Below are 26,410 nucleotides of genomic sequence, written 5' to 3' on the forward strand. Positions count from 1 at the left end.
TGATCTTGTACTATCGCCGGCGCCGATCTCCAAATCGTTTGGAAAGCAACAGCTTGCTGACGAGGCGCATCTATCTTACCATTTCGAAGACTTGACGGTCACAGAGGGCCGAGCCGGCCTGACATCGTCCTGTTCGGGGGTCGAGGACATGCGTAGTTTTGGGTCGCATATTCTGATTGCCGCGGCACTTGCGGTCGCTTCGCCGGTTTTTGCCAAAGACCCGGTTTTAGCCAAAGACCCAGTTTTTGCCAAAGACACTGTGATGATCGAGCTTCGCAGCGGCGACGGCGGCCGCTCGGTCGGCATCATTTCCGCCAGCGAAGAAGTCGAGGCATCCGGTCCGGCGGCGATCACCGTCGGCGACGACGGCACCATCTATATTCTCGACCAGAATAACGGCCGCGTGCTCGCTGTCGACGCCGAACGCTCGCAGGCTGAGCCCGAAATCCTGCCTTTGCCGGAAAATGCGACGCCCGAAGATCTCGCCGTCGTCCACAACGAACTCTACCTCTGGTCGGACGGCGTCGTGCCGCTCGAGCGCTCCACCGAGGCCGACGGAAGGTCGCAGACGCTGCGCGCCGTCGATGGCGGCGATGCCGACGATTACACCCGTTCGGTCTTCGCCTCGATGGGCTCGGTGCCGCCGGGTCCGCTGAACAGCATAGTCGACGAGATCGGCCGCAGCACCAGCCGGCCCGAGGCCCGCCCGCCGGTCATTCAATATGTGCCGAGCCGCGGGCTTGGCGATATCGTTGCCGAGGTCTCGGCTGCAAACGACAAGGCCGAAATCCTGCTGCGGCGCAGCAGCTCGGAGGAGAATTTCCTGTCGCTGCCGCTGACCTCGGAGACAAGGATCGGCACCGTCGAACTTCTCGACATCGACACGACGGGCAGGCCCTATGCGCTGGTCGAACTGGTGCCGGCCGACCGGCCGGAGCGCACCGGCATGCTGGTGGTGCGCTTCACGCCGAACGGGGCGATGGACCGGGTCTACGACCTGCCGATCGACCCCGGTACGGTGTTTTCGAGACGCTTCGTGGCGATCGGCCCGCGCGGCGATGTGCTCTATTTAAGATCGCAGGAAAGCCGGGCGCAGGTGCTGCGGCTCGACGGCCGCGACCCTGGCGGCAAGCTTGCCGTCGCCCGGCCGGCAAAGCAGCCGAATGCCGGCAAGCCGGGCAAGGGGCCGAAGGTGGCGATCGTACCGAAGTCTCGCAGCGACGTCATCGAGCGGGCGATCGGCTTCGAGACGCTGAACTGGCTGGTCACATCGACCGCCTATGGCAAGGATCCAGGCCCCGGCTGCATCAACATGAACCGGCTGCGCCGGCCGATCTATCTGATCGGCAAGCAGGGACAGACGGTCAAGGGCGTTCCCTATTGCTGGGGCTGCAAGACGCGGCTCGAGGATTTTATGGACGGCGTCGAGAAGGGCCAGACCGCCGGCAATGTCTGCACCAAGAGCGCGCCGCAATCCAACATCCTCGGCGTCGATTGCTCCGGCTTCGTCAGCGACGCCTGGGGCCTGAAGATGCATGTCTCGACGCGTGCCATTCCCGATATCACCAAGCGCGTCTCCGACCCCTGGTCGATGCGGCCGGGCGACGCGTTGAACAAGCCCGGCTCGCATGTGCTGCTGTTCATGCGCTTCACCGACGACCGCAAGGTTGAGGTGATGGAGGCGTCGCCAAACGCCTGCAAGGGCCGCGTCTGCCGCAACACCTATTCGCTCGGCAGCCTGTTGATGCGCGGCTACCAACCGGTGCGCTTCAAGGGGCTGGATGGGTGAAAGGCCTCATGCCGGCTGTAACAGGACGGGAAAAGCGATCGTCCCGTCGCGACCATTTGAGCGGCCACCTCCTCGATTTCTTCAGTGGCACCGAGAGAACTGCTTCAAATTCTAATTCTTGACGATGGATACAGTGCCGGCTGTTCGATTCTCATCAAGGCAACGATCGATCGATTGATTCGTCTGCGGTTTTGCTCCCATCTGCGATTTCGGGCTTTGGGCATTTTTCGACGCGGAAATGATGTGGGTGTCCTTCCAGATCCGGTCTCTTGCGCCGCCGGTAGGCCTACCACCAGCTTTGATTCGCCAGCCCACACATTATCTTCTCCAGCTGCGCGATCTCGGTCGCGGAAACTTCGTGGGACCTGTCGGGCAGGATGTCGCAATGCAGCCGAGCGCGCGCCCGTGCCAGTGCCTCCGCCGTATGGGCGAAGGCATCGACGGGGATCCATGGATCCTTGTCGGAGCCCGTCAGATAGACCGGCAGCCTGTCGAGGTCGGCGAAGGGGCGGTCGCATGTCTGCGTGCCGACGCGGCAACCGGTCAGGGCTGCCATTGCGCCATGCCAGGGCCCGTGCTGCATGGCATATTCCAGCGCCAGGCAGGCGCCTTGGCTGAAGCCGCCGATAACGAGCGGCTTCGGATGGGCCTGGCCGTTCGACAGTCCTTGGACCAGATCCCTGATATAGCCGATGGACTGCTCCAGCTGCTTGCGGGTCCAGTCCGTCAGCACGTCGGTGGCGCGGGCGTCGTACCAGCTGTTGGCGCGCGCGCGGGGCAGAAGGTAGGCGATGCCCTTCGTCCTCAGCCTGGAAATCACCTGCTCCTGCATGTCCTCGGGCGACTGGGTTCGCCCATGGATGAAGACGCAGTGAACCAAGGCCTCCTCGGGTGGCACGCCGAGGAGGAGCGGTGCGTCGTGGTGCGACATCGGCATTGGCTCAAAAATTCGCCGGTTCTAGTCCGGCGATCAGTTCCTGCTTGCGGCCTTCGAACCACGGCGGGAAAACCAGCGTGGTGCCGATCTGGTCGGCGGGTTCGTCGAGTGCCCAGCCACCCTCGACGGACCATGCGATTTCGAACAGCGCGCCGCCCGGCGAACGGACATAGCAAGACTTGAAATAATTGCGGTCCTTCTGGTCCGACACGTCGGTGAAGCCCAGGCCTTCGATATGCGCCTTGAGCTTGAGCTGGTTTTCCTCGTTGCCGGTGTTGAGTGCGAGATGGTGGATCGTTCCACCCGCCAGCGTCCAAGTGCCCTGGGGGCCGTTCGACTCGTGCAGCACTTCGACCATGCTGGTCGGTCCGCCGGGATTCGGCACCGAGAACATCAGGCCTTCGTCGCTGTCTGCTTCCTTCGTCATCGACATTCCGACGCCGAGGAAGTCATCCATCGCGGTGCGGTCGAAAACGGCGATCGCCGCGCCGTAGATGCCCTTGATGCCATGCACCGCAACAACGCCCTGTGCCTCGTTGACGATCGAGGCGCGGTTGTCCGCAGGGCTCTCGACCAGTTCGTGCGGAATGCCGCAGGGATGCTTGAAGGCAACGCGGGTGATGCCGAAGCGCGAAATCTTGGCTGCCTCGACGCCCTTGCCGTTCAGCCGGTCGATCCAGTAGCCGGCGGAGCCGACGGGAATGGCCATCTGGATGATCTTGGACTGATTGGTGCCACGCCGGCCGAAAACACCGGGTTTCCGGAACGGGAAGGTGGTGATGATGGTGGAGGCATCGCCGTTCCGAGAGCCGTAATAGAGGTGGTAGACGGGGATCGTGCCGTCAAATAGCACGGTGCGCTTGACCGAATGGAGGCCGAGCACTTTGGTGTAGAAGTCGTAATCTTCCTGCGCACCGTCGGTGCAAAGCGTCAGATGATGATATCCGCTGATAAGGGCCATGTTTTCCTCCTCCGGAAACGGTCTCCAATTCCGGACGCGGGTCCTCCCCCGCGTTCATCCGGAGCCACGGTTGCCGGCAGAGCGAGCCGCGCGTCGTGATCGTCACAACTATAGCCGATGCAATCGCCTGTTGATTGACATTATTCATAGGAGTTATAGCAAATTGCTATGAAGATCGTCGAAGCTCATCTCGTCCAGCTGGCCGCCGTTATCGAAACCGGTGGCGTGACCGAAGCCGCCGCGATGCTCGGCATGACACAGTCGGCGGTGTCACGCACCATCTCCATCCTGGAAAAGCGCATCGGCGAGCCGCTTTTCGTCTCTGGCCGCCGGCCGATGCAGCCCACCCCGCTCGGCGAGCAACTGGGCCAGCAGGGCAAGTCGATCCTGGCATCGTCGCGCAAGGCGATGGAGATCATCCGCAGCTTCAAGTCGGGATCGTCCGGCCGGGTGCGCATCGGCGGCGTGCCCTTCTTCATGGATGCCGTCGTCTCGCCGATGATCGCCTCGTTCCAGCGCGGCGAGCCGGGTATCATGGTGCACCAGTCCTATGGCAATTATCCCGACCTCGTCGCCGAACTGGATTCTGGCCAGATCGATCTCGCGGTCACGCCGACCGGGTCGGTCGACATGCGAGCCGATCTTCATTTTGAGTCGATCCTGCCGGCACGCAACGTGCTCGCCTGCGGCGCCGGCCATCCGCTGGTACGCAAGCGCAGCGTCGCGACGGAGGATATCGTCAACTACCCCTGGGTCGCACCGCTGCCAGGCTCGCCTCTAGTGCTCGACCTGCACAATATCCTGCTGACCCTCGGGCTCGAGGAAGTCGGCCTGCGCTATGCCGGCGGCTCGCTATTCAGCGTCGTGAACTATCTTGCCGGCACCGACGCGCTGGCGATCCTGCCGCATTCCGTGGCCTATGCCTTTCGCGGCGAAAACAAGATCACTATCATTCCGCTCGACATTCCGCAGCCCGAAAGGGTGCTGGGGATCATGACCCGCAAGAAGCCCTATTCGAACCCCGCCGGCCGCAAGTTCCTGGGCCATCTCAGGCGGGAGTTCTCCGAACTACGCCGTGCGGTCGAGAAGCATGAAAAGACGATTCACTGGGTCCAGGGACCGTTCATGGGCGAGCGCGAGCGCAAGACCGCCACGGAATAGGATTCGCGCGCAAAAACAAGGACGCGGCGACCGCGTCCTCCTACGATGCCCTATGTCTAAAGCTATCAAGCCTTGCAGCGGGACAGCACGAAATCGTGCGTCACATCCCAGAAGTCGTCGGCGAATTCATAGGTCCTGGCACGCCCGGGATCATGCACCTTATCAAACTTGGCGAGCAGGCTTTCCTTGACCCCGAAGACCGCGTCCGAATGGATATAGGGATCGTCGGGGTCGAAGATATGCGTCGTCAGCGTCTCGAAGCCACCGGCGCTGACGATGTAATGAAGATGCGCCGGACGATAGGGGTGGCGGCCGAGATTGCCGAGCAACTGGCCGACAGGGCCATCGTCCGGGATCGGGTAGTATTTCGGCTTCACGGCACGGAACCAGTAATGTCCGTCCGGCCCAGTTCGGAAAATGCCGCGCAGGTTAAACTCGGGCTGGATACCCTTCTGCTGCACGTCGTAGAAACCCTCGTCATTGGCCTGCCAGACATCGATCACGGCATTGGCGATCGGCCTGCCTTCCGTGTCGAGGATGCGGCCCTCGATCACCATGTCCTCGCCCTTGCTGTCGAGGCAGATATTGGCACCCATCGGCAATTCCGGCGCATCGGCCACGTGGAAGGGGCCGAGCACCGTGCTCTCGGAGGCGCCCGAGGGTTTTCTGTTGTTGATCGCGTCGACCAGCATCGAAACACCAAGCACGTCGGACAGCAGGATGAACTCCTGCCGCCATTCGTTGCACATCTGGCCGGTGCGGGTGAGGAACAGGATGGCCTGCATCCATTCGTCCTGCGTCGGCTCCAGTTCCTTCACCGTCTCGTGCAGCTTGCGGGTGATGACTTCCATCACTTGCTTCAGCCGCTCGTCCTTGGCGCCGGCATTGCGGCCGGTCACGACCTCGACCGAGTTCTCCTCGGTGAAATAGCCCTTCTCATGCGCTTCCATGTTCGCCTCACCGGTCCAGGATTGTTTTCAACACGCGGCGCAGTTCGCCGGCGGGATCGGCCGCCAGGCCTTCCGAACGCCAGGCGACGTGGTGGTCGGGCCGCACCAGGATGACGCCGGCATCGCCGACTTCGCGGGCGCGGGCCCAATCGCCATAGTGATCCTGCCATTGTTGCCGAGGCCCGATGATATGGGTGGCGATCGGCAGATTGAGTTCGGCGGACAAGGCCTCAGCCGCATCAACCCAGCCGCGGCCGCCGATGCCGGTCAGGATGGTGAACCTGCCATGGCCACAGAGATCGAGCGTCGAGGCTTTCTTGTTGCCGTCGCCGAACAGCCAGGCATGCGGCAGACGCGCGCCGGGCCAGGTCGTCTGCTCGAAATGCAGTTCGTTGTCCTGCGTGAAGGCGGGCTCGGGCTGGTCCTCAACTGCGACTGCCGCTGACTTGTAACGATGATTCATCTCGACGCCGTGGGCGTCGAATTCGTAGACCTTGAAGGCGATCGCCTCGCGCAGAGCAGCCCGCTGGGTCTCGGCCGCGGGCGTGTCGTCGCAGCGACGGTCCATATTCTCCTGCATCTTCACCGGATCGATGGAATCGAGCAGGCCGAGCGCGCCGAAGATCGGGCCGAATTCTTCGATCGACTGGTTGGCACGGGTGACGATCTGCTTGGCGACAGGCGCGCGCTCCTCGGTATAGGTCTCGAGCAGGCCGGGGCCGGCCTGGCCCCTGACGACCATGGCGAGCTTCCAGGCGAGGTTGAAGCCGTCCTGGATCGAGGTGTTGGAGCCGAGCCCGTTCGACGGCGGATGGCGGTGGATCGCGTCACCTATGCAGAAGACCCGGCCCTTGTGGGCGCGCGCGGCATAACAATTGTTGACCGTCCAGGTCGAGACCGAGGTGACTTCGATGTCGATATCGGGATCGCCGATCAGGTCGCGGGCCACGCCCTCGGCAAAGGCATTGTCGACATCGGGCACGCCCTGGGTGATATCGTAACCCCAGTTGATCAGCCACTCGTTCCACGGCCGGATCATGCGGACGAGACCCATGCCGATGCCGCCGACATTCGAGCCCGGCTGCAGCACCCAATAGAGCACCGAGGGACGGTGGGCCACATAGCGCGTAAGATCGGCCTTAAACACGATGTTCATCGAGCCGGCGACGCCCATCTTGCCCTCGAACGGCAGGCCGATATGCTGCGCCACCAGCGAGTTGCCGCCATCGGCTCCAACAAGATATTTCGAGCGGATGGTGAAGTCCTTGCCGGTCAGCCGGTCGCGGCAGGTCGCCGTCACGCCATCGGCATCCTGCACGTGGCTGACATATTCCGTCGACATCCTGGCCTGCGTGCCACGCGAGCAGGCGGTCTTGAACAAAAGCGGCTCCATGAAGGTCTGCGGCAAGTCGTTCATCTCTGTCGGCGAAGACAGCAGATGCTCCGCCTTGGACTTCGGATGGTTACCCCAGGTCTTAAGCCGGCCCAGCTCCTCGCCGGCAATGGACGTGCAGAACACGTTCTCGCCCATAATCTCCTGCGGGCTGCAATGGAGATAGGCCTCGGCCTCGACCTCGCGGCCGAGGTCGCGCAACACCTCCATGGCCCGTTGGTTGGTGATGTGGGCACGCGGCGTGTTGGCGAGCCAGCGATAGCGGTTGATCGCCATGTTCTCGACGCCATAGGTGGCGAGCAGCGCCGCAGTGGCCGAGCCCGCCGGGCCGGTTCCAATGATCAATACGTCGGTTTCGATGTCAGCCATCAGGCACTCCCTCGTTCGTCTTTGTTTTTGGGCTGGTCCGCCAGGATGCGGCGGACGGGAAAGAGCTGGATTCCGGTGCGGTCGGTGAATAGGCCCCACAGGCCGCGCGGCGCAAACAGCATGATCAGAATGCCGATCAGGCCGAGGATCAGCAGATACCAGGAGCCGTAGTCGGCAAGCAGGTTCTGCAGGATGTAGAAGACGATCACCCCGACGATCGGCCCTTCGATCGTGCCGATGCCGCCGATCACGACGATGAAGATCACGTAAGCCGTCCAGTCCGGTACCGAGAAGGCGGCGTCCGGCGAGATGCGCGCCTTCTGCACGTAGATCAGCGCACCGGTGAGGCCGGTCGCCAGCGCTGCGACCAGATAGACGAAGGATTTGGTCCAGAGCGGGTCGACGCCGACGGAGCGCGCCGCCTCGCGGTTGTCGCGTACGGCAGCGAGGCCAAGTCCCCGCTTGGATCGCAGCAGCTTGTAGATCGAGCCGATGGTAACCACCGCCAGGAGCAGCGCCAGCCAGTAGCAGACGATGTCGGTCGCCTGCGGCCCACGCATGCCCAGCAGATCGGCGACGAAGCGGACGCCGAACATATCACGCGCAGCACCCGAGGGCAGCGAGGTGCCGGTGCCGCCGCCCAGTGCCTTCCACTGTGCGAGCGAGAGCCGCACGATCTCGGCGATCACCCAGGTGCCGATCGCGAAATAGGCTCCGTGCAGGCGGAACACGAAGAAGGCGGTCGGTACGGAGAGCGCGAGCGCCGCAAGCCCTCCGAGCACGATGGCCGCCATCGGATCCATTCCAAGCAGGCTGACGCCGCCGAACATCGCATAAGCGCCGAAGCCGACGAAAGCTTGCTGGCCGACGGAGACGAGGCCGGCATACCCCGCGAGCAGGTTCCAGCACTGCGCCAGCACCAGCATGGTCAGGATGGAGAACAGGCCCTGGATCACGGCACGCGGCGCGAAGAGCGGCGTTGCGGAGGCGAGAGCCACCACCGCGAGGATCAGCAGGATGGAAACCAGGGAACCGCGCGTGCGCGTCGAGACGGACCAGGATGTGGAAACGTTGCCTGCCATCTCAGTCCACCGCCCGAGGGAAGAGGCCGCGGGGCCGGACGATCAACACCAGCAGGAAGGCGACATGCCCGGCGAGAATCTGCCATTCCGGATTGACCGCCGCACCCACCGTCTGCGCCACGCCGATGATGATGCCACCGGCCAGCGTACCCCAGAACGACCCCAGCCCGCCGATGATCACGGCCTCGAAGGCATAGATCAACCGCGCCGGCCCCATGGTCGGATCGAAATTCGCACGAGTGCCAAGATAGAGCGCGGCGATTGTCACGACCATCATCGCGATGCCGGTTGCGGTCGCGAAAATCCGTTCGGCCCGGATGCCCATCAGACCAGCAGTGGCGCTGTCGTCGGACGTGGCGCGGAAGGCGCGGCCGAGCGAGGTGCGATAGAACAGCAGGTTGAGCGCCACGATGACGCCAACGGCGGAAAGGAAGGTGAGCAGCGGCATCGTGCCGATGCTGATCGGCCCGACCTGCAACGAGGCCGTTTCCAGCGCGCCCGCCGAGATGCGACGGCTGTCGGCCGAAAAGCCTTGGAGAAGCCCGTTCTGGATGACGATCGAAAAGCCGAAAGTCACCAGCAGCGGCGGCAGAATATCGTCGCCAAGTGTGCGGTTGAGTACGAGGAATTGCAGCGCCCAGCCGAGTGCGAACATCACGGGCAGCGCCACCAAGGCGGCAAGGAATGGATTGAGCCCAAGCGCAGAGACCAGCAACAGCACCAGGAAAGCGGCCAGCACGATCAGATCACCATGCGCGAGATTTACCAGCCGCATGATGCCGAAGACGAGGCTCAGTCCCGCCGCGAAGAGCGCGTACAGGCCGCCGAGCAGAATGCCCTGGATGATCGTGTCGAGCCAGCTCATCGCGCATGCGCTCCGAAATAGGCCGCGTGGATATCCTCGCGGCTGAGTGTTGCCGGCGTGCCCGTCAGCGTCACCCGTCCCTCCATCATGCAATAGACCCGGTCGGCCACCTTCAGAGCCTGGCCGATATCCTGCTCGACAATGACGATTGCCGCGCCGGTCGCGCGGATCTTGGGAAAGGCCGCATAGATGTCCTTGACCACGACGGGCGCGAGGCCAAGGCTCACCTCGTCACAGAGCAGGACCCGCGGATTGGACATCAGTCCCCGGCCGATCGCCACCATTTGCTGCTGGCCGCCCGAAAGCGCCATGCCGGGCTTGTGCCGCCGCTCCTTCAGCACGGGAAAGAGCTCGTAGATTGCATCCAGTGTCCAAGTGCCGTCGCCGCTGCGGCCGTATTTGCCGATCAGCAAATTCTCCTCGACCGACAGCGAGGGAAAGAGGCGCCTGCCTTCCGGCACCATGGCTATGCCGAGCCGCACGACGTCGGGCGCGGACAGCGCGCCGATCTCGGCGCCGGCAAAGCGGATATGGTTTGGCGCATTGCGGATCAGCCCGGAGATCGAGCGCAGTAGCGTCGACTTGCCGGCGCCATTGGCGCCGATCACGGCCACCGTCTCGCCTTCGTTCAGCATCATGTCGACACCGAACAGCGCCTGGAAGTCGCCATAGAAGGCCGTCAGGCCGTGTGTCTCGAGCACCGCCATTAGACCTCGATCCCGAGATAGATTTCGCGTACCTCTTTCGAAGCCATGATGGTGTCGGGATCGCCGATGCCGATCACCCGACCGAAATGCAGCACGACGAGCCGGCTGACCACGGAAGTCAGAGCATGCAGCACATGTTCGACCCAGATGATCGACACGCCACGGCCGTGGATCTCCCGAATCGTCTCGACGAGCTCCTGACATTCTCCTTCCGTCAGGCCGCCGGCGATCTCGTCGAGCAGCAGGATCTTGGGGTCGGTGGCTAGCGCCCGGGCGAGTTCGAGTCGCTTGCGCTGCAGCAGCCCAAGCGTCCCCGCCGGCTGGTTCGCCTTCGGGTAAAGCCCGATCTTGACGAGAATGTCGACGCATCGATCGCTGACTTCGCGCTCGGTCTTGCGTGAGCCGAAGGCCGCTGCGACCAGCAGGTTCTCGAAGACCGTCAGCTTTTCGAACGGCTGCGGGATCTGGAATGTCCGGCCGATGCCGGCAAGACATCGCGCCATCGGCGGCTGCCGCGTCACGTCGACGCCATCAAGCTGGATGCTGCCTGCGTCGACACGAATGTTGCCTGTTATCAGGTTGAAGAGGGTAGATTTGCCGGCTCCGTTCGGCCCGATCACTCCGAGCGCCTCGCCACTTTCCAGCGCAAACGAAACCCGGTCGGCGACTTTCAGGGCGCCGAAGCTTTTCGATAGCTGGTCGAGCACGAGTAAGGGCATCAGGGTCTCGGGTTTCAGGCATCCGTTGCACTGGCGGCCGGGGTTGAGCGCCGAGCCGATCGCGCGGTAGGTCCACCGCCTGGGCGTTGGCTCAGGCGATGGCTTCCATCTTGCCGCCCATCGGGATATTCGGCGCCGTCTGGTTGTCGACGATGATGAGGTCGTAGCCGCCGCCGTCCTTTAGGCGCCACTGGCCGCCGACAAGCGGAGTCTTGGCGATGTTCTTGGTCGCGAAAGGCGGTACGTTTGCGCCGTCCCAGGCGACCCTGCCGACGATCGTCTCGAGGTTCGTGGCGGCGATGGCCGAAATCACGGCCGCGCTGTCGTTCGGATCGGCCCGCTTCATCACGTCAGCCGCCACTTCGAACAGCGCATGGATGAAGCCGATTGGCTGGGTCCAGGGACGACTTGTCGCCGCTGTGAAGCCGTCCGCAAGATCCTTGGAGCTCTGGCCGGTCAGCGATGACTTGAACGGATGACTTGCCGACCACCAGACTTCGCTCGAGAGGTTGTGGCCGTTCTTGCCGAGCGCCTCGACCGCCTGAGGGAACAGGATAGCCTTGCCGATGGAGGCGACCTTCGGCTTGAAGCCCTGCTGCTGCGCCTGGTTCCAGAAAGTGGTGAAGTCCGGCGGGATCATCACGCCGGTGATGATCTCGTCGCCATCCGACTTGAAGGCATTGATCTGCGCGGAAAAATCGTCAGTCAGGTTCTGGTAGCGGCCGGGGTCGTTGAGCGTATAGCCGAGCTTGTCCAGGACCGGCGGGAAGCCAACCTGCTTGTCACCCCAGGCATTGCCGTCGCCGTCATTGGGGAATAGGCCACCGACCTTCTTGTTGGTCGTCACCTGGCCCCACATGTTGGTATAGACGGCGATGACGTCTTCAAGGCCCCAGAAGAAGTGGAAGGCGCTGTTGAACGGCTTCCACGACGACGGGTCACCCGGATTGGCCTGCTGGCCGATGAACCAGGGCTGCCACGGCGCCATGGTCGAGATGCAGGGCACTTCCTCGGCCTCGCAGGTCGTCGCCACCGGGTTGGTCGTCTCGGGCGTCGACGCGACCAGCACCGCATGCACCTCGTCGGTGACGATCAGTTCCTTAGCGACTTCGGCGGCGCGGTTCGGGTTGGACTGGCTGTCCTTTACCACGACTTCGTAATTCAGTCCGGCGGCCTTGGTCGCCGCCATGAAGCCGTCAATGATGAACTTGTCGGCTTCGGCGAAGGCGGCCAGCGGGCCGCTCTGCGGGCTGACATAGCCAAGCTTGATGGGGGCACCCTGTGCGATGGCCGGCATGGTCAGCCCTGAGGTCGCCGCCACTGCTCCAGTTGCGGCGGCAGACTTCAGCAGATCACGTCTCGTAAACATATGCCTTCCTCCTCCCAAAAGAATTCAATATGGCGGACGGTGTCCGCTCCATGCGTCCTGCAAGAGCGCGCGGATCGATCCATGATCGATCGGCCGCGGGTTCGAGTAGGGACTTCTGGTGGCGATCTCGGCCGCGCGGTCCAGATCAGCCTCGCTGAGGCCGAAATCCCTGAGCGCCTTCGGCGAGCCGATTGATTTCGCGAAGTCGTAAAGCGCCTGCCCGGGCGTGCCGCCACCGAAAATGTCCGAGATCGGCTTCATCAGTTCCGGCACGGCTGATGCATTGAAGCCGATCGTGTGCGGCAGCATGATCGCATGCGTCTCCGCATGCGGCGTGTCGAAACTGCCGCCCAATGTGTGACAGATCTTGTGATGTAGCGACATCGAGGTCTGGCCGAGCACAGTGCCGCAAAGCCACGCGCCGTAAAGTGCTTTCTCGCGGGCTGAACTGTCACGCGGGCTTTCGATAATAGCAGGCAGCGCTTCCTTGAGCGCCCGCATCCCGTCGATGGCCATCATTGACGTGATCGGGTTGCGGTCCGGCGCATAGAGCCCTTCGGCGGCGTGCGCGATGGCGTTCAGGCCGCTGGTGATGCTCATGCCGACGGGCAAGCCGAGTGTTAGCTCCGGGTCGTAGATGACGACCTCGGGTGTGATTTTCGGGCTGCGCACGGTGGTCTTGGCGCCGTTCTCCGTCTGGCCAAGGATCGGGGTCACTTCGGAACCGGCATACGTCGTCGGCACGACGATTTGCTGGATATCGGTGCGATAGGCCATCGCCTTGCCGAGCCCGGTGGTCGAACCGCCGCCGAGCGATACGACGCAATCCGCGGCGACCTCGGCCGCGCGCGCGACGGCGCGCTCGGTAACCTCGACCGGCGTATGCATGGCCGCATCGGTGAACGTGCCGACCGAAAGCGAACCCAGCCGCGTCGACAGGGCCTGCGCATCCGCCGCCTGATGCGACGTCGAGAGCACCAGCGCGCGCCGGCAGTTTAACGCCTCGACCCATTTGCCCACATCCGCGCTCGCTCCGTTGCCGAAGACGATACGTGCAGGACTTCCCTGGTAGCTGAACGACAGCGTCATGTCGCGCCACGTCCTTTCTTCGCCCTCACCATGACGAAGGTAAAGTCGAGTGTTGAACTCTCGCCTTTGCCTGATGGCTTGAACTCGCCGATCAGCTCTTCCTTGACGCCAAACAGGGCATCACGGGCGAGGTTTGCATCGCCGCCGTCATAGACATGCGTGCTGATCGTCTCGAAGCCATCCGCCTTGATCAGGAAGTGCAGATGTGCGGGGCGCCGGAGTGGAAAGCCAAGGCCGCCAAGCATCTGGCCAACCGGCCCGTCGCAGGGCACGGCATAGCCGCCCGGCCGGACTGTCTTGTAGCGGAAATCGCCTTTGGTGTCGGCTGTGAACACGCCGCGAAGATTGAATTCGGGTTGTTGGTCCGGTTGCTGGTTCTCGTAGTAGCCTTCATTGTTGGCTTGCCAGGTCTCGATCGTGGCACCCGCGACGGGCTGCCCATCGAGATCCTGTACATGGCCGGCCACCGCCAGAACGGGGCCGACGCCGTCGAGTGAGATATTGGAGTCGAGCGCTAATCGGGGTGCGTCGGCACGATAGAATGGCCCGCGCACCGTATTGGGCGTTGCGCTCTTCGGCCGGCGGGTATTGATCTCCTCGATGAGCGCGGTGACCCCCAAAAGGTCCGAAAGCAGCACCCATTCCTGCCGCCGTCCATCACTGGCGTGACCAACCTCGGTGAGGAATTCCACCGTCCGTCGCCAGTCGGCATGGGTCGGACGCGTCTCGCGGATGAGCTCGTGCAGGTGTTCTATGAAGGATACCATGAAAGCTTGCAGAGGCCCCTCCGCATGCTTGTCGAGCCGCTCGGCCACAAGCTGCGCAGAATTGCGCTCGCTGAACGTTATATCTGGCATGACTCCTCCCATGACGATAACTTAGCAGCCCGGAACTGAATGCTTGATAATTTTTTTCGTGATTTGTATGCGTATTTGTTATGAAGATCGACGAGCGACATCTGGTGCAACTTGCGGCGGTCGTCCAGGCAGGAGGCGTGACCGAAGGTGCGACGCTGCTGGGGCTTAGCCAGCCGGGAGTGTCGCGCACGCTTGCTATGCTGGAAAAGCGGCTCGGCGAGCCACTGTTCATCAAAGGCCGAAGGCCACTGCAGCCGACGCCGCTCGGCCGGGCCCTGGCAGACCACGGCCAGGCCATGCTCATGGCGTCGCGCAAGGCGTCCGCGTTGGTCGAAGGCTTCCGGCACGGCCGGACAGGGCTCGTGCGCGTTGGCGGCACGCCGTTCTTCATGGACGCGCTCATCGCAGGCATGATCGCCGGTTTCCAGAACGATTTTCCCGAAGTCCGTATCGAACAGAGTTATGACTATCTTCCCGAGTTGCGCGCGGCGATCGTCGCCGACCGCATCGACCTCGCCATCTGCCCGATCGATATGCTCGACGAGGGATCGGGGATGCGTTTCCAGGAATTGCTGCCGGGCCGGAACGTCGTGGCCTGCCGACTTACCCATCCGCTTTTGCTCAAGCGCAAGCTGACCGGGCCCGATTTGCTTGAGTATCCCTGGATAGCGCCGCCGCCCGGCAGTCCGCTGCTTGCCGACCTGCGCAGCCTCGTTCTCTCGCTCGGCGCAACGGAGACCAAGATCCGCTATGCTGGCGGGTCGCTGACCAGCGCGATCAACTACATGAAGGAGAGTGACGCGCTCACCATCCTGCCGCACAGCGTGGTTTTCGCCTATCGCAACGACAAGGCGATCACCGCCCTGCCGGTCAACATCCCGCATCCGGAACGCGCGCTCGGCTTGCTCAGGCGCACAGGAGACGTGGGCGCACCGGCTATCGAGGCGTTCTCGACGCATATTCGCAAAAGTTTTGAGAATCTGAGGCATCTGATCAAGCGCCACGAACAGTCCGTGATCTGGGGGATGTGAATTCGTGGCTGGCGGCGGGTGCCGCCACGCCGAATGTCAGAATGTCGCCGAATCGTCCGGCCACAGCATGACCGGTGCCGCGACGGTGTCGACCACCGGACCGAGGCCGTGCCAGGCACGGTTGGCGTAGACCAGGGCCTCCGCCTGCCGCGTGGCATGTGCACCGGGCGAGACCGATGTCAGCTCAGCCGTGACCAGACATGCCCCCGGCGTCTCCAGCCGGCCTCGAAGTTCGGCCCGGAACCAGAGCTCGACCTGAGGATAATAGGGCTCGCCGCCTTCGAGCCGAGCCCATTGAACATCTGGCCCGAAGCGATCGCTGCCCGATGTCGCGCAGAGCCGGGCGAGCTGCATGTCGGCGCGGCGAACGAAGTGGACGACCACCGATGCCGCCCGCTCCACCACTTTCGCACTCGACGAGGATGCCGAGAGCGAAAAGGCGACCATGGGCGGCACCGCGCTGATCGAGATCAGTGAGCTCACCGTCAGCGCCACCGGACCTTCGCCCGCATCGGCCGTGATGATCGCCACGCCCGACGGGTGATGCCGGAACGCTGCCATGAAGGCTTCGGTGATGCCTTGGCCACCGCCAGCGGCACCCGTTTCGGCGGCCGCCACCTTGCCCGGCATGCCTCTCGCGGCCGCGCTCATTTCTTCTCGATCAGGTCGTAGAACTGCCAGACGCGATCGCTCCACACGCCGGCAATGTCGCGGCCGGCGGCGGCGACGATGTTGGGATTGATCGTGAAATGGTTCGCCGCCGTCAGCATCTCGCGATAGATCCGCTGCATCACGCCGTAACGCAACGAAGCGCCGCCGAGCGCGCGGTAGACGAAATGGCAGGCATCGACGCCGCCCTCATGCACTTCGGACTTGGCGAGATGCACAAGGCTTATCTGGCGGGTCGTCATGCGGTTGCCGGCTTCGATCGAGGCCTCCACGTCGCGCCAGACCTCGAACAGGAGGGCGCGGGCGGCGCGGACTCGGGCTTCCGCGCGGCCGAAATCGAACCAGAACTTATCGCTCTCGCCGAGCATGCCGGCACGGCCAGTCTTGGTCTTGGCATATTTGGCGGCTTCATCAAGCATGCGACGTGCCGCACCGATCGCCCACCCGGAATGGCCTATGGCAGCGAGGCCGACGACGCCGAGGCTGAAGAATTCCTTCATACGCTGCGGCTCGGCGGTCAGGATCGGGAACACCATGTCGTCAGGAATGAAGACATCGTTGGCGGCATAGTCGATGCTGCCCGTCGCCTGTAGGCCGAGTGAATTCCAGTTCCCGAGCAACTCGTGCTCTCCGACTGGCGCATGGGCGCAGAGCACGATCACGTTGCCCTTCTCGTCCTTCGCCGGGTGACCGTTTCCATCGTCGAGCAGCGCTGCCGTATGGGTATAGGTAGCGTGGTAGATGCCGCTGGCATAGGCCCATTTGCCGTTCAGCCGATAACCGCCATCAACCTTCTTCAGCATGCCCGTCGGCGTGCCCTGGCCGGAAAACCGGTTATCGGTCTTGCCGTCGAACAGGCGGCCGATCGCCGTATCGGGCAGGAAGGCCGCCGACATCGCGCCGATGCAGGTGTGCACCATCGAGATCCAGCCGGCCGCGCCGCTGTGATAGGTGATGGCTTCAATGAGCTGAAGTCCCTGGGTCGGCGACAGCTGCGCACCACCGATATCCTCGCCGGCGAAGACATGGCTCATCCTCAGCGGCTTGAGCGCCTCGAAGGTCTCCTCGTTGAGGCGGCCGAGCTTTTCATTTTCCTCGGAATTCTTGTCGAGGATCGGGCCGACCTTGTCGACATGAGCCAGGAGGGACGCGAAGTCCGTCTTCGTGCCCCAGTAGCCTGATGCGTGCTTGATTAGTGCATTCATGACAATTCCTCCTTGATAGACCTGATCATAAAGCCCGCCTGACGGCGCCGCTCCTTTGGTTTCACCCGGCGAGGAAGTCGCCGATGGCAGTGACGGTGCGCGGATCTTCCTGCATAGCGAAATGGCCGACCTCCTTGATGATCAGCGTCAGCGCATTGGGAATGCTCTTTTCCCAGATCGGCGCCTGCGAGGCCGGCAGCATGCGGTCCTTGTCGCCCCAGACGATAAGTGTCTCATTCGGAATCCGGCTCAACCAACGGCCGAGGTTGGGGTGACCGAAACCATGCCCCTTGAGAATGTTGCCGAGCGCCGGGCCTTCCTTTTCGCGTGCCGCGACGAAATCCTCGACCGAGGGGCATTCCGAACCGCCGGGGAAATAGCGCGCCGCGACTTCGACATTGTGGGCCAGATATCCAGGCAATTCCTGCGGCGGGACCGCGCCAAGATCGGTGCCGGGATGGTCCGTGTGATTGAGGCCGGCCGGGGCGTTCAGCACCAGCTTGCCAAACTGCTCGCCAGAGACGGCGGCGATTTCGGCCGCCATCCAGCCACCCATGGAATGTCCGACCAGATGCGGCCGGTCGAGGCCGAGCGCTTTGACGAGATGGAGGTTATGGACCACCATGTCCTGCATGCCGGCAATATGCGGCGCCTCGCCGCTCTCGCCGAATCCGGGATGGAAGGGAAGGTAAACGCGGAACCGATCCGCCAGCCCGCGCGCCCATTCATGGCCCTCGAGCGTGGCCGCGCCATGCAGCGCTAGCACCGCGGGGCCGCGACCGATCGCCTTCACCACCGTTCGGACGCCGTCTATATCCTGGGTCAGAGTTTCAAATTCCATTGAATATCCTCCTCATACAATCTGTCAGGCCGCGTCGGCGGCGATCAGCACCTTGCACTGCGTCGTCCGGCGCTTGAGTGCCTCGAAGGTCTCGGGCACTTCGCCGAAACCGATCCGGTCGGTGATCAACGCTTGCGGGCGATAGCGGCCCGGCTCGAGTGCCGCGAGCGCGGTCTCGAACTCGGTCATGTTGAAGAACACCGCGAAGATGAGCTGGATTTCCTTCGACAGCGCCGCGAACGGATCCCAGTCGTCACCGCCGACGCAGAGGCCGACGCCGACCACGGTTCCGTGGACCCGGACCAGTTTGCAGGCGAAATCGATCAGGCCGCGTTTGCCCACGCATTCGAAGACAATGTCGGGCTCGCCGCTGCTCTTGCTCCGGAACTCCTCCGCGAGACCGGGACCAGACAGGGCAAAACCAGTCGCGCCGATGGCCGCCGCGCGCTCTTCCTGATGTCGGTTGATATCGGCGACGATGACCTCGCGCGCACCATGCCGGCGCGCCCAGAAGGCGACGAGCAGGCCGATCGGCCCCGCGCCAAGGATCAGCACGCGGTCGCCGGGTTTCAGGCCAGAGCGCATGACGCAATGAAGCGCCACGGCGACCGGCTCGGCCAGCGCGCCCTCCGATATCGGCAGGTCGTCGGGAAGTATGCGGCACTGGCGCGCCGCCACGGTGGTGAATTCGGCATAGCCGCCGCCGATCAGCCGCATCTCGGCGCACCAGGCCGGCTCGCCACGCTTGCAGCTGTCGCAATGGCCGCAACCACGCATCGGCGTCACGGCCACCCGGTCGCCCGGCCTGAGCGTGGCGACGGCGCTGCCGCAGCTTACGACCTCGCCGGCAAATTCATGGCCGAGTACGTCATATTGCTTGAGGCCGAAGGTTTTGGGGTCCTCGGTCATGTGGAGATCGGAGCCGCAGATGCCGCAGGCGGCGATCTTGAGCAGGACCTCATCATCAGCCGGCTCCGGCACCGGGCGTTCGCCGACTGTTAAAGGCAGTCCGACACTATCGAAAAGCACAGCCTTCATGTCCGGTCCTCCATCAGGCGCCGTCGTGTTGGGAACCAGGGGGCGTCGACGACCTTGCAGATCAGGCCCCAGATGCCGCCGCGGGCGAAGAGCGCCATGAACAGGGTCATAAGGCCGAGGACCACGAGATAGGTCGCGCCATATTCGCCGAACCAACGCTCGGCGAAGAAGTAGATCAGCGCGCCGATCAGCACGCCTTCCAGCGATCCCAGCCCGCCGACCATGACGATGAAAATTGCGATATTGGCCCAGTTAGGATCATAGGCTGAGGGTGGTGTTATGCGCAGCTGGGCCATGAAATAGATGGCGCCCGCAAGGCCCGTACCGACGGCTGCAGCCACCCAGATCAGGAAGCGCAACCGGCTGACATTGACGCCCTGGCTTGCTGCGGCGACAGGATTGTCGCGCATGGCGATCAAGGCCAAGCCGTAACGCGAGCGCAGCAGTAGGTAGCTGCCGCCGACCGTCATCAGCAGCATCAGCGCGCAGAGCAGGGATACACCCACGGCGCGTTCGGTCGGGGAATAGGTGGTCATGACGCGCAGGCTCATGCCAGCGCCGGCATTGACGTAGCCGAATACGGAGGTCGCCAGCCGCACCACCTCGGCCACGACCCACGTGCCGATCGCGAAATAGGGTCCGTCGAGCCGGTGCAGCAGGCCATAGGTGGGGATGGCGAGCAAGGCCGGCGCGATCATCGCCAGCACAACGGCAACAAAGGGATTGATGCCCCAGAGCTGGGCCATCACGAACATCATGTAGGCGGCGACGCCGACGAAGACTTGTTGGCCGACCGACACCAGGCCGGCATACCCTCCCAGCAAGTTCCACATCTGCGCCACGGCAATGTAGCAGCACAGTTCCACCACGTCTCGGATCAGGCCCTGGCTGGCCCAAAGCGGCATCGAGGCAACAGCAAAGAGCAATACGATGCCGAGGCCCATTGCGATGATGCCCGACATGGTCTGGCGCTGGACCCGGACCGGCGGAAGATCCATGGCATCGGTCGGGCCTGGAGCGGGAGCGGTTGCGATCGCTTGGGTCACGGTCTCAATCCTTTCCGAGAAGGCCCTGCGGCCGCAACGCGAGAATGAGCAGGAAAACGAGATGGCCGGCCAGGATGCCGAAGCCGGGATCGATGCGGAAGCCGAACGACTGGCTGATGCCGAGCACCATGGCACCGATGAAGGCACCCCAGATCGAGCCCATGCCGCCGATGATCACCGCTTCGAAGGCGTAGATCAGTTGGAAGGCGCCATCGGCGGGCGACACCGTTGAGCGCATCGACTGAAACACGGCGGCAAAGCCAAGTATGGCGACCGCCAGCGCGGTGGCGCCGGCATAAACGTTTTTTGGGTTGACGCCGGTCATTGCCGCTGCCTCGACATCGGCCGACGCTGCGCGCAACGAACGGCCGAAGCGGGTATATTGCATCGTCGTTGCCAACCCCGCCGTCAGTACGGTCGCGGTGATCAGCACGATAACGGGCAGCACGCCGACGAAGAGCGGCCCGAGTTGGAAGGAAGCCTGGGCAATGCCGCCGCTCGGCAGCGAGCGGGTGTCCGCCGACCACACCTGCAACATCGCATTCTGCAGCGCGGTCGACAGGCCGAAGGTCGCGATTAGCGACGGCAGCGGGTCTGCGCCGACCACTCGATCGAGAATGAGCCGCTGCAGGATTATGCCGATGATGCCGCCGAGCGCCACCAGCACCACCAGCACCGCCCACGGGCCGAGCCCGAAGGTCGAGGCGAGGCTGATCCCGATCAATGCCAGCAGGATCATCAGATCGCCATGCGTGATGTTCACCACGCGCATAACGCCGAACATCAGCGCCATGCCGAGCGCATATTGCGCATAGAGGCCGCCGAGCAGAATGCCCTGGACCAGTCCGTCAAGCCACTGCATGGGATGCTCCGAAATAGGCTTCGCCGATCTCCTCGCGGGACATGTCCGCCGACCGGCCGGTCAGGGTCACGCGGCCTTCCAGCATGCAGTAGAGCCGGTCGGAGGCCGATTTGGCGAGACCGACGTCCTGCTCGACCAGCACGACGGCGGTGCCATTCCTCGAGATCGCGGGGATGGATTGATAGATTTCCTTGACGACCTTCGGCGCCAGGCCAAGACTGATCTCGTCGCAAAGCAGCAAGCGAGGTTGGTTGAGCAGCGCACGCCCGATGGCGACCATCTGCTGCTGACCGCCGGACAGGGATTGCACAGGCACTGCCTGCTTTTCCTTGAGGATCGGAAACAGCGCGTAGACGCGCTCGATCGTCCAGACCTCGCCATGTCCCGGGGCGGCATGGTCGATCGCCACGCGCAGATTGTCGAGGACGGACATCCCGGCGAAGAGCCGGCGACCCTCGGGCACGATCGCCACGCCATCGGCCACCATGATATGCGGTTTGCTGCCACCAACCGGGCGGCCGTCGAGACACACCATGTCGGGTGCCACTTTGATGAGGCCCATGATCGATTTCAGCAGGGTGGATTTGCCGGCGCCGTTTGCGCCGATCAGGGCCACGATCTCTCCCTCGGCGATTTCGAGATCCACGCCGTAGAGCGCCTGGAAATCACCATAGCGGGCCTTGAGCTGGTGCGTGGACAGAAGCGTGTTGGTCATGCCTCGATCCCCATGTAGACACGTCGAACTTCGGGATTCTTGATGGCCTCGTCTGGCAGGCCCTCAGCGATCTTCTCGCCGAAATTCAGCACCATGATCCGGTCGGCCACCGCGAGTAGCGCATGCAGCACATGCTCGATCCAGACGATCGTCACGCCACGGTCGCGGATGCGTCGGATCAGTTGCACCAGCGCCTTGCCCTCCTCGTCGGTCAACCCGCCGGCGATTTCGTCGAGCAGCAGCAAACTCGGACTCGACGCCAGCGCGCGGGCCAGCTCCAGCCGCTTGCGGTCGAGCAGCGTCAGCGAGCCCGCCGAGCGGTTGGCCTTGTCGGAAAGCTCGCAGTCGCCGAGAATCCGGGCACAGAGTGCATAGCTCTGGGCCTCGCTGCGGCCGCCGCCAAATGTCGCCGCGACGAGCAGATTTTCGAATGTCGACATGCCGACATAGGGGCGTGGGATCTGATATGTGCGGCCGATGCCGATCTTGCAGCGCACATGAGGCGGCTGGCCGACGAGGCGCTGTCCGGCGAACACGAGCTCGCCGGCATCGTTCCTAAGGTCACCGCTGATCAGATTGAAAAGCGTGGTCTTTCCCGCCCCGTTGGGGCCGAGGATGCCCAGCACCTCGCCACGCCGGACATCGAAGCTGATGTCCTGCAGGACGCGCAAGGCGCCGAAGGATTTGCTCAATCCTCTCGCTTCTAGCAATACGCCGTCCAATAGCATCCTCCGCTCCCGGTTGGAGCAGGCGTAGAAACACGCCCGCCCCTCCGGTTTTCATGCATTCGGCCTGGTCTTGCAGGTCGCCGGGCGACCTCGTTGGTCAATGTGGCCCGCCCGACGTGTCCAGGCTTAGCTCGCCCAGGGGATCACCTTTATTTTCTGTTCGGGTTCGAACAGTTTGTTGACGGTGTTGTCGACGATCTTCAGGTCATAGGGCCATTTCTCACCCTTGACCCACTGGCCGCCGAAGATCGGCGTCGTCGAGACGTTCTTGTGCGGGCCGCTGGAGAAATCGACCTTGCCGATCAGCGTGTCGAGTTTCGTTGCCACCATGGCATCACGGTTGGCGGTGCGGTCGAGGGGGTTGGACGAGCGTTTGAGAATATCGATCGCGACTTCCCAGATCGCATGGCTGTAGCCGAGCGGCTGCGTCCACTGCTTCTTGGTTTCGCTCTCCCATTGGTCGGCGATGTCGCGGCTCACTTGTCCGGTCAACGTCGATTTGAAGGGGAAGGCAGGCGTCCACCACACTTCCGACGACATGCCGTCGCCGAGCGGGCCGAGTGCCTGCACGCCGCCCGGGAAAAGGAGTGCCGCCGCGACGGTGACGGCCTTGGGCTTGTATCCTTGCTGGGCGCACTGGTTGATGAAGGTCTTGAGGTCGTCAGGATAGGTGATGCCGCCGACGATCTCGCATCCGGCAGCCTTGAAGGCGGCGATTTGTGCGGAATAGTCGTTGGTGCGCGGCTGGAAAAAGCCCGGGACGGTGATCTCGAAGCCGGCCTTCTTGGTCGGCACTGGCAGACCGTAATCGTTGTTACCCCAGGTCTCGCCGTCCGCATTCTGCGGAAACAGCAAGCCTACCTTGCGGTTGGTGTCTAGCGTATTCCACAGGCCAACGAAGGTGTTGAGCGCCTCATCGAGGCCCCAGAAGAAATGATAGGTCCAGTTGAACGGCGCCTTCTGGCCGCCGCGCGGGAAGATCACCGCCTGCCACGGCGCGCCGGTCGAAAGGCACGGGCACTCGTTGAGTTCCGCCTGGTCGGCCGAGGGGCTGACGGTGTCGGTGGTCGATGCGGGCAGCAGCAGATGCACGCCATCGTTCAGGATGAGGTCGCCAGCGACTTCGGCCGCGCGGTTCGGATCGGACTGGCTGTCACGGATCAGGATTTCGACATCGAACTTGCCGGCTGCTGTCTCCAGGCCATCCTTGAGCAAGGCCTTGACTTTGTCCGCCGCCCAGCCGTCGGTTTCGCCGAACAGCGCAAGCGGACCGGTCGCCGGCGTTACGAAGCCGAGTTTGATCGTGCCGGCCGATTGCGCGCGGGCAATCATGGGTGCTCCGAGCGCCGATGCGGCCAAGCCGGCACCGATGCCCTTCAGCACGGTCCGGCGTGATGGTCTTATGATTTTCGTATTCAGGTCCACCTTCGGCTCCTCCCTTTGGTGATTTGTCGTCTGCATGCGTATTGGTGACAGCCGGCCGTTCCTCCCTGGCTGGCGATCACATCACTTAATGCGGTTCATCGCGCCGCCATCGATGACGATCTGGCTGCCGGTGACGTAAGACGAGCATGGCGATGCCAGATAGAGTGCAAGGCCCTTGATGTCCTCAGTGTCGCCGATCCTCCCGATCAGCGATTGCTCCTCGAAAGCCTTGCGGTCCGCGGGAATCTTTAGCCGACCGCCGGCGATGTTGGTCATGAAGGGCCCAGGCGATATGCAGTTGACGAGGATGCCGAACATGCCCAGTTCCATTGCCATCTGACGGACGAAATGGTCGACGCCCGCCTTGGCGGGCATATAGGACGTGCCGACGATCGCCTCGTTGATCTGTGCCGCGATCGAGGACGTGACGATGATCCTGCCACCGCCCGATTTCTTCATGTGCCGGGCAGAATTCTTGACTGTCGTGTAGACCGATGTGAGGTTGACCTCGATGCCACGATCCCATTGCGCGTCGTCCAGCGCGTCGATCGCGCCTTCCGGAATGCGTCCGCCTTCGGTCGACAGGAAGCCCGGGCCGGGGTCGATGCCGGCATTGGCGAAGACCACGTCAATCCGCCCATGCCGTTTCGCCACAGCGTCGAAAGCGTCGCTCATTCCGGGTCTGTCGGAAACGTCGACGACCTGCCCCCAGACGTCACCGCCATTGGCCTTGATTTCGGCAACCACCGTTTCCAGCGTTGCCGCGTTCAGGTCGAAGATGCAGACGCGCGCGCCATTGTCCGCCATGACCTCCGCGTATGCACGGCCGATGCCGCTGGCACCGCCGGTGACAATCACCGACTTGCCACGAACGTCGAACATTTCTTGCAATGTCGCCATTCTGTCTCCTCCCACTTCGAGAAGGCTAACAGCGAACGACCCGTGCTTTAATAATTCTTTTCAAGTTTAATATGTCTATGTGTTATGAAGGGTGGGGGTCTAGAGTCAGGTTTACTGCTATCTACGGCGGGTTATCGGCTGAGAAAAGCAATGAGCCTTTGTCGGCTCCCGCGAAGAGCCAATTGCGTCTTCCAACGCCTATTGGGCGCAGTGCCCGTTCAGCCGCGTTGTTGTCAATCGCAGCCCGGCCCTCTTCCAGGAACAGGCAGAACGGAACCTTGCCTTGCATGCGGGACTGCCTCCCCATCATCTGTTCAGGAAAACGCGAGGACGGCCGGACCAATCATCTAACAATTAGTGCGAATTGAACATGCAAGGGGCAGAGCTCGCCGATCTCCCCCTGGCCTACGTCCTTTGCGCGTCTTTCAGACACGCGGCGCTGCAGGCGCCAGCCGCCGCTTGGCCATTGCCAAAAGCCCATGCGCCGCGACGTTCTCGGCATAGTCCCGATAGGCGGGATCTCGGCTCAGCATGCGCTCTTCGGCGCGGGCGCGCAGCAAATAGATAAGACTGATGATCGCCAGCATGCCGGCCCGCGCAAGTCCTTCGGCCAGGCCACTGGCGATGAAGCTCGGAAACGCAAACAGCCACCAGGCGATGTTCTTCGAGACATAGGCCGGATGTTTGATGAAGCGGTAGGGGCCTGATGTGATGATGCCGCGATGGGTCAGGTTGGAAAATCGCGGTCCGAAGGCGACGGTCGCCCAGACGTAGATGACCGTGCAGAACAGCGTCGCGACGCTCCAGAGGATGAAGACCACCGATCCCTCCCGGATAATGCTCTCCCAACCCGGCCCGTCGCCATAGGGTACGAAGGCATGCGAAATCACCGGGAAGAACGGCTCATAGCAGATCAGGCAGACGAGCCAGCCGAGCGCCGTCGTCTCCGTTGCCCTGACATGCCATCCGAAAAGCTTGAAGGTGGCGATGTAGCCGCCGGCCGCCAGGATGACGTCGAGAAGCAAGACGAGCCGCAGCAAGCCTTCGAACCAGGCGGCCGAAAGTGAGGGAAACAGCCAGGCCGGCTTTTCGGCAAGATCGGAAAGTGCGGCTATGCCGCTTGAAAACATCAGCACGAGGAAGAAGCATTTGATCGCCAGCAGCCGCAAGGCGAACAGCACGTCTTCTTCGCGAAAATCCTGCATCAGTACCGCACGGCCGACCTGGTTGAGATAATCGTCGGGCTCCGCGGCGACGAGATCGGTGACCGCGACGTAGAGAATGGTGGCGCCGACAAGAGCGATGGAGATGGGGATGGTGGTATGACCGGCCTCGATGAACCATCGGACCGCCGACGACTGCGTGAAAAACGGAAAGACGGAACAGGCGATGACGACCGCACCCAAAAGCGCGGCGAGGCCGACAAGCTTGGTTCCGATGCGCCGCCAGGAAGCGGCGGGAGCCTCATGCCGCCTCTCTCGCAATGCCCAGGCCCGGCGCGCAGCCGGTGTGCCGTCGACGACGATCCACGCCAGGAGAAGACAAAGGACGGCAAGCGCCATCGCCTTGCCGGGCTCGAGCTGCAGATAGGTCGCGAGCGCAATGCCGACGAGAACGCCGGCAAGGGTCGCAGCTTGAGTGACCAGGGGACTCCTGGTGAGGGTATCCCTGTCCTCCGATATCGGCACGCGCTCGGCTTTCT

25 protein-coding genes and 1 pseudogene are annotated in these 26,410 nt (G+C 63.1%); 3 read left to right on the forward strand and 23 right to left on the reverse strand.

Going from position 1 to position 26,410, the window contains the following annotated elements:
• The first annotated feature begins 148 nt into the window (after positions 1–148).
• Entirely contained in the window at positions 149–1,789 is a 1,641-nt protein-coding gene (locus HJB89_RS01060) for a hypothetical protein (RefSeq protein WP_207585368.1), read from the forward strand.
• Positions 1,790–2,075: 286 nt separating this feature from the next.
• On the opposite strand, the gene HJB89_RS01065 is transcribed toward HJB89_RS01060, so the two are convergent.
• On the reverse strand, positions 2,076–2,720 hold the full coding sequence (locus tag HJB89_RS01065; RefSeq protein WP_207585369.1) for an alpha/beta hydrolase: 645 nt from the start codon (positions 2,718–2,720) through the stop codon (positions 2,076–2,078).
• A gap of 10 nt (positions 2,721–2,730) precedes the next feature.
• Positions 2,731–3,687, reverse strand: coding sequence for a VOC family protein (locus HJB89_RS01070; protein WP_207585370.1), 957 nt, complete (start codon positions 3,685–3,687; stop codon positions 2,731–2,733).
• A gap of 168 nt (positions 3,688–3,855) precedes the next feature.
• Between HJB89_RS01070 and HJB89_RS01075 the strand changes: the two genes are divergently transcribed.
• Positions 3,856–4,848: a LysR family transcriptional regulator gene (locus HJB89_RS01075; protein ID WP_221132922.1), complete on the forward strand. Its 993-nt coding sequence runs from the start codon at positions 3,856–3,858 to the stop codon at positions 4,846–4,848.
• A gap of 65 nt (positions 4,849–4,913) precedes the next feature.
• Here the strand turns inward: HJB89_RS01075 and HJB89_RS01080 are convergent, their stop codons facing one another.
• The 9 genes from HJB89_RS01080 to HJB89_RS01120 form a co-directional block, all read right to left on the reverse strand.
• Positions 4,914–5,798 carry an intradiol ring-cleavage dioxygenase gene (locus HJB89_RS01080; protein ID WP_207585372.1) on the reverse strand — a complete coding sequence of 295 codons (885 nt, stop codon included), beginning with the start codon at positions 5,796–5,798 and terminating at the stop codon, positions 4,914–4,916.
• A gap of 7 nt (positions 5,799–5,805) precedes the next feature.
• Entirely contained in the window at positions 5,806–7,560 is a 1,755-nt protein-coding gene (locus HJB89_RS01085) for an FAD-dependent monooxygenase (RefSeq protein ID WP_207585373.1), read from the reverse strand.
• Complete coding sequence (locus tag HJB89_RS01090; protein WP_221132923.1) at positions 7,560–8,642, reverse strand: branched-chain amino acid ABC transporter permease; 1,083 nt, start codon at positions 8,640–8,642, stop codon at positions 7,560–7,562. Before HJB89_RS01090 ends, HJB89_RS01085 begins: the two co-directional genes overlap by 1 nt.
• Before the next feature lies 1 nt (position 8,643).
• Positions 8,644–9,507, reverse strand: a complete 864-nt coding sequence (locus tag HJB89_RS01095; RefSeq protein ID WP_207585375.1) for a branched-chain amino acid ABC transporter permease — start codon at positions 9,505–9,507, stop codon at positions 8,644–8,646.
• A complete protein-coding gene (locus HJB89_RS01100) occupies positions 9,504–10,214 on the reverse strand; it encodes an ABC transporter ATP-binding protein (RefSeq protein WP_207585376.1) in 711 nt (236 codons plus the stop codon). Before HJB89_RS01100 ends, HJB89_RS01095 begins: the two co-directional genes overlap by 4 nt.
• A complete protein-coding gene (locus HJB89_RS01105; protein ID WP_207585377.1) occupies positions 10,214–10,933 on the reverse strand; it encodes an ABC transporter ATP-binding protein in 720 nt (239 codons plus the stop codon). The genes HJB89_RS01100 and HJB89_RS01105 overlap by 1 nt, the downstream gene beginning before the upstream one ends.
• Before the next feature lie 91 nt (positions 10,934–11,024).
• Positions 11,025–12,302, reverse strand: a complete 1,278-nt coding sequence (locus HJB89_RS01110) for an ABC transporter substrate-binding protein (protein WP_207585378.1) — start codon at positions 12,300–12,302, stop codon at positions 11,025–11,027.
• A gap of 24 nt (positions 12,303–12,326) precedes the next feature.
• On the reverse strand, positions 12,327–13,391 hold the full coding sequence (locus HJB89_RS01115; protein WP_221148702.1) for a maleylacetate reductase: 1,065 nt from the start codon (positions 13,389–13,391) through the stop codon (positions 12,327–12,329).
• Positions 13,388–14,248, reverse strand: coding sequence for a dioxygenase (locus HJB89_RS01120; RefSeq protein WP_164012378.1), 861 nt, complete (start codon positions 14,246–14,248; stop codon positions 13,388–13,390). The genes HJB89_RS01115 and HJB89_RS01120 overlap by 4 nt, the downstream gene beginning before the upstream one ends.
• A gap of 80 nt (positions 14,249–14,328) precedes the next feature.
• Here HJB89_RS01120 and HJB89_RS01125 point away from each other — a divergent pair, with 80 nt between their 5' ends.
• Complete coding sequence (locus HJB89_RS01125) at positions 14,329–15,279, forward strand: LysR family transcriptional regulator (protein ID WP_164012380.1); 951 nt, start codon at positions 14,329–14,331, stop codon at positions 15,277–15,279.
• 36 nt (positions 15,280–15,315) lie between these two features.
• Here the strand turns inward: HJB89_RS01125 and HJB89_RS01130 are convergent, their stop codons facing one another.
• From HJB89_RS01130 to HJB89_RS01185, 12 genes and pseudogenes are all read right to left on the reverse strand, one after another.
• Positions 15,316–15,930: a flavin reductase family protein gene (locus HJB89_RS01130; protein ID WP_221148704.1), complete on the reverse strand. Its 615-nt coding sequence runs from the start codon at positions 15,928–15,930 to the stop codon at positions 15,316–15,318.
• Complete coding sequence (locus tag HJB89_RS01135) at positions 15,927–17,153, reverse strand: acyl-CoA dehydrogenase family protein (protein WP_207585382.1); 1,227 nt, start codon at positions 17,151–17,153, stop codon at positions 15,927–15,929. The genes HJB89_RS01130 and HJB89_RS01135 overlap by 4 nt, the downstream gene beginning before the upstream one ends.
• Positions 17,154–17,214: 61 nt before the next feature.
• Positions 17,215–17,994: an alpha/beta fold hydrolase gene (locus HJB89_RS01140; protein ID WP_207585383.1), complete on the reverse strand. Its 780-nt coding sequence runs from the start codon at positions 17,992–17,994 to the stop codon at positions 17,215–17,217.
• A gap of 24 nt (positions 17,995–18,018) precedes the next feature.
• Entirely contained in the window at positions 18,019–19,032 is a 1,014-nt protein-coding gene (locus HJB89_RS01145) for a zinc-binding dehydrogenase (RefSeq protein WP_207585384.1), read from the reverse strand.
• Complete coding sequence (locus HJB89_RS01150) at positions 19,029–20,078, reverse strand: branched-chain amino acid ABC transporter permease (RefSeq protein WP_311043793.1); 1,050 nt, start codon at positions 20,076–20,078, stop codon at positions 19,029–19,031. The genes HJB89_RS01145 and HJB89_RS01150 overlap by 4 nt, the downstream gene beginning before the upstream one ends.
• 4 nt (positions 20,079–20,082) lie before the next feature.
• The gene (locus HJB89_RS01155; protein ID WP_207585385.1) at positions 20,083–20,940 is read right to left on the reverse strand and encodes a branched-chain amino acid ABC transporter permease; all 858 of its coding nucleotides are present in this window, start codon (positions 20,938–20,940) and stop codon (positions 20,083–20,085) included.
• Complete coding sequence (locus HJB89_RS01160) at positions 20,927–21,655, reverse strand: ABC transporter ATP-binding protein (protein WP_221142019.1); 729 nt, start codon at positions 21,653–21,655, stop codon at positions 20,927–20,929. Before HJB89_RS01160 ends, HJB89_RS01155 begins: the two co-directional genes overlap by 14 nt.
• Positions 21,652–22,383, reverse strand: a complete 732-nt coding sequence (locus HJB89_RS01165; protein WP_221142021.1) for an ABC transporter ATP-binding protein — start codon at positions 22,381–22,383, stop codon at positions 21,652–21,654. The genes HJB89_RS01160 and HJB89_RS01165 overlap by 4 nt, the downstream gene beginning before the upstream one ends.
• A gap of 126 nt (positions 22,384–22,509) precedes the next feature.
• Entirely contained in the window at positions 22,510–23,808 is a 1,299-nt protein-coding gene (locus HJB89_RS01170) for an ABC transporter substrate-binding protein (protein ID WP_311044359.1), read from the reverse strand.
• A gap of 81 nt (positions 23,809–23,889) precedes the next feature.
• Positions 23,890–24,708 (reverse strand): SDR family NAD(P)-dependent oxidoreductase, encoded by an 819-nt coding sequence (locus tag HJB89_RS01175; RefSeq protein WP_164012396.1) that lies wholly within the window; start codon positions 24,706–24,708, stop codon positions 23,890–23,892.
• 154 nt (positions 24,709–24,862) lie between these two features.
• Positions 24,863–24,970 (reverse strand): annotated as a pseudogene (locus HJB89_RS01180) (transposase); the annotation flags it as partial.
• A 163-nt stretch (positions 24,971–25,133) separates the two neighbouring features.
• Positions 25,134–26,396: an isoprenylcysteine carboxylmethyltransferase family protein gene (locus tag HJB89_RS01185; protein WP_221149008.1), complete on the reverse strand. Its 1,263-nt coding sequence runs from the start codon at positions 26,394–26,396 to the stop codon at positions 25,134–25,136.
• Between the last annotated feature and the right edge of the window lie 14 nt (positions 26,397–26,410).

It is taken from the genome of Rhizobium sp. NZLR8, from assembly GCF_019685025.1.
GTDB lineage: Bacteria > Pseudomonadota > Alphaproteobacteria > Rhizobiales > Rhizobiaceae > Rhizobium.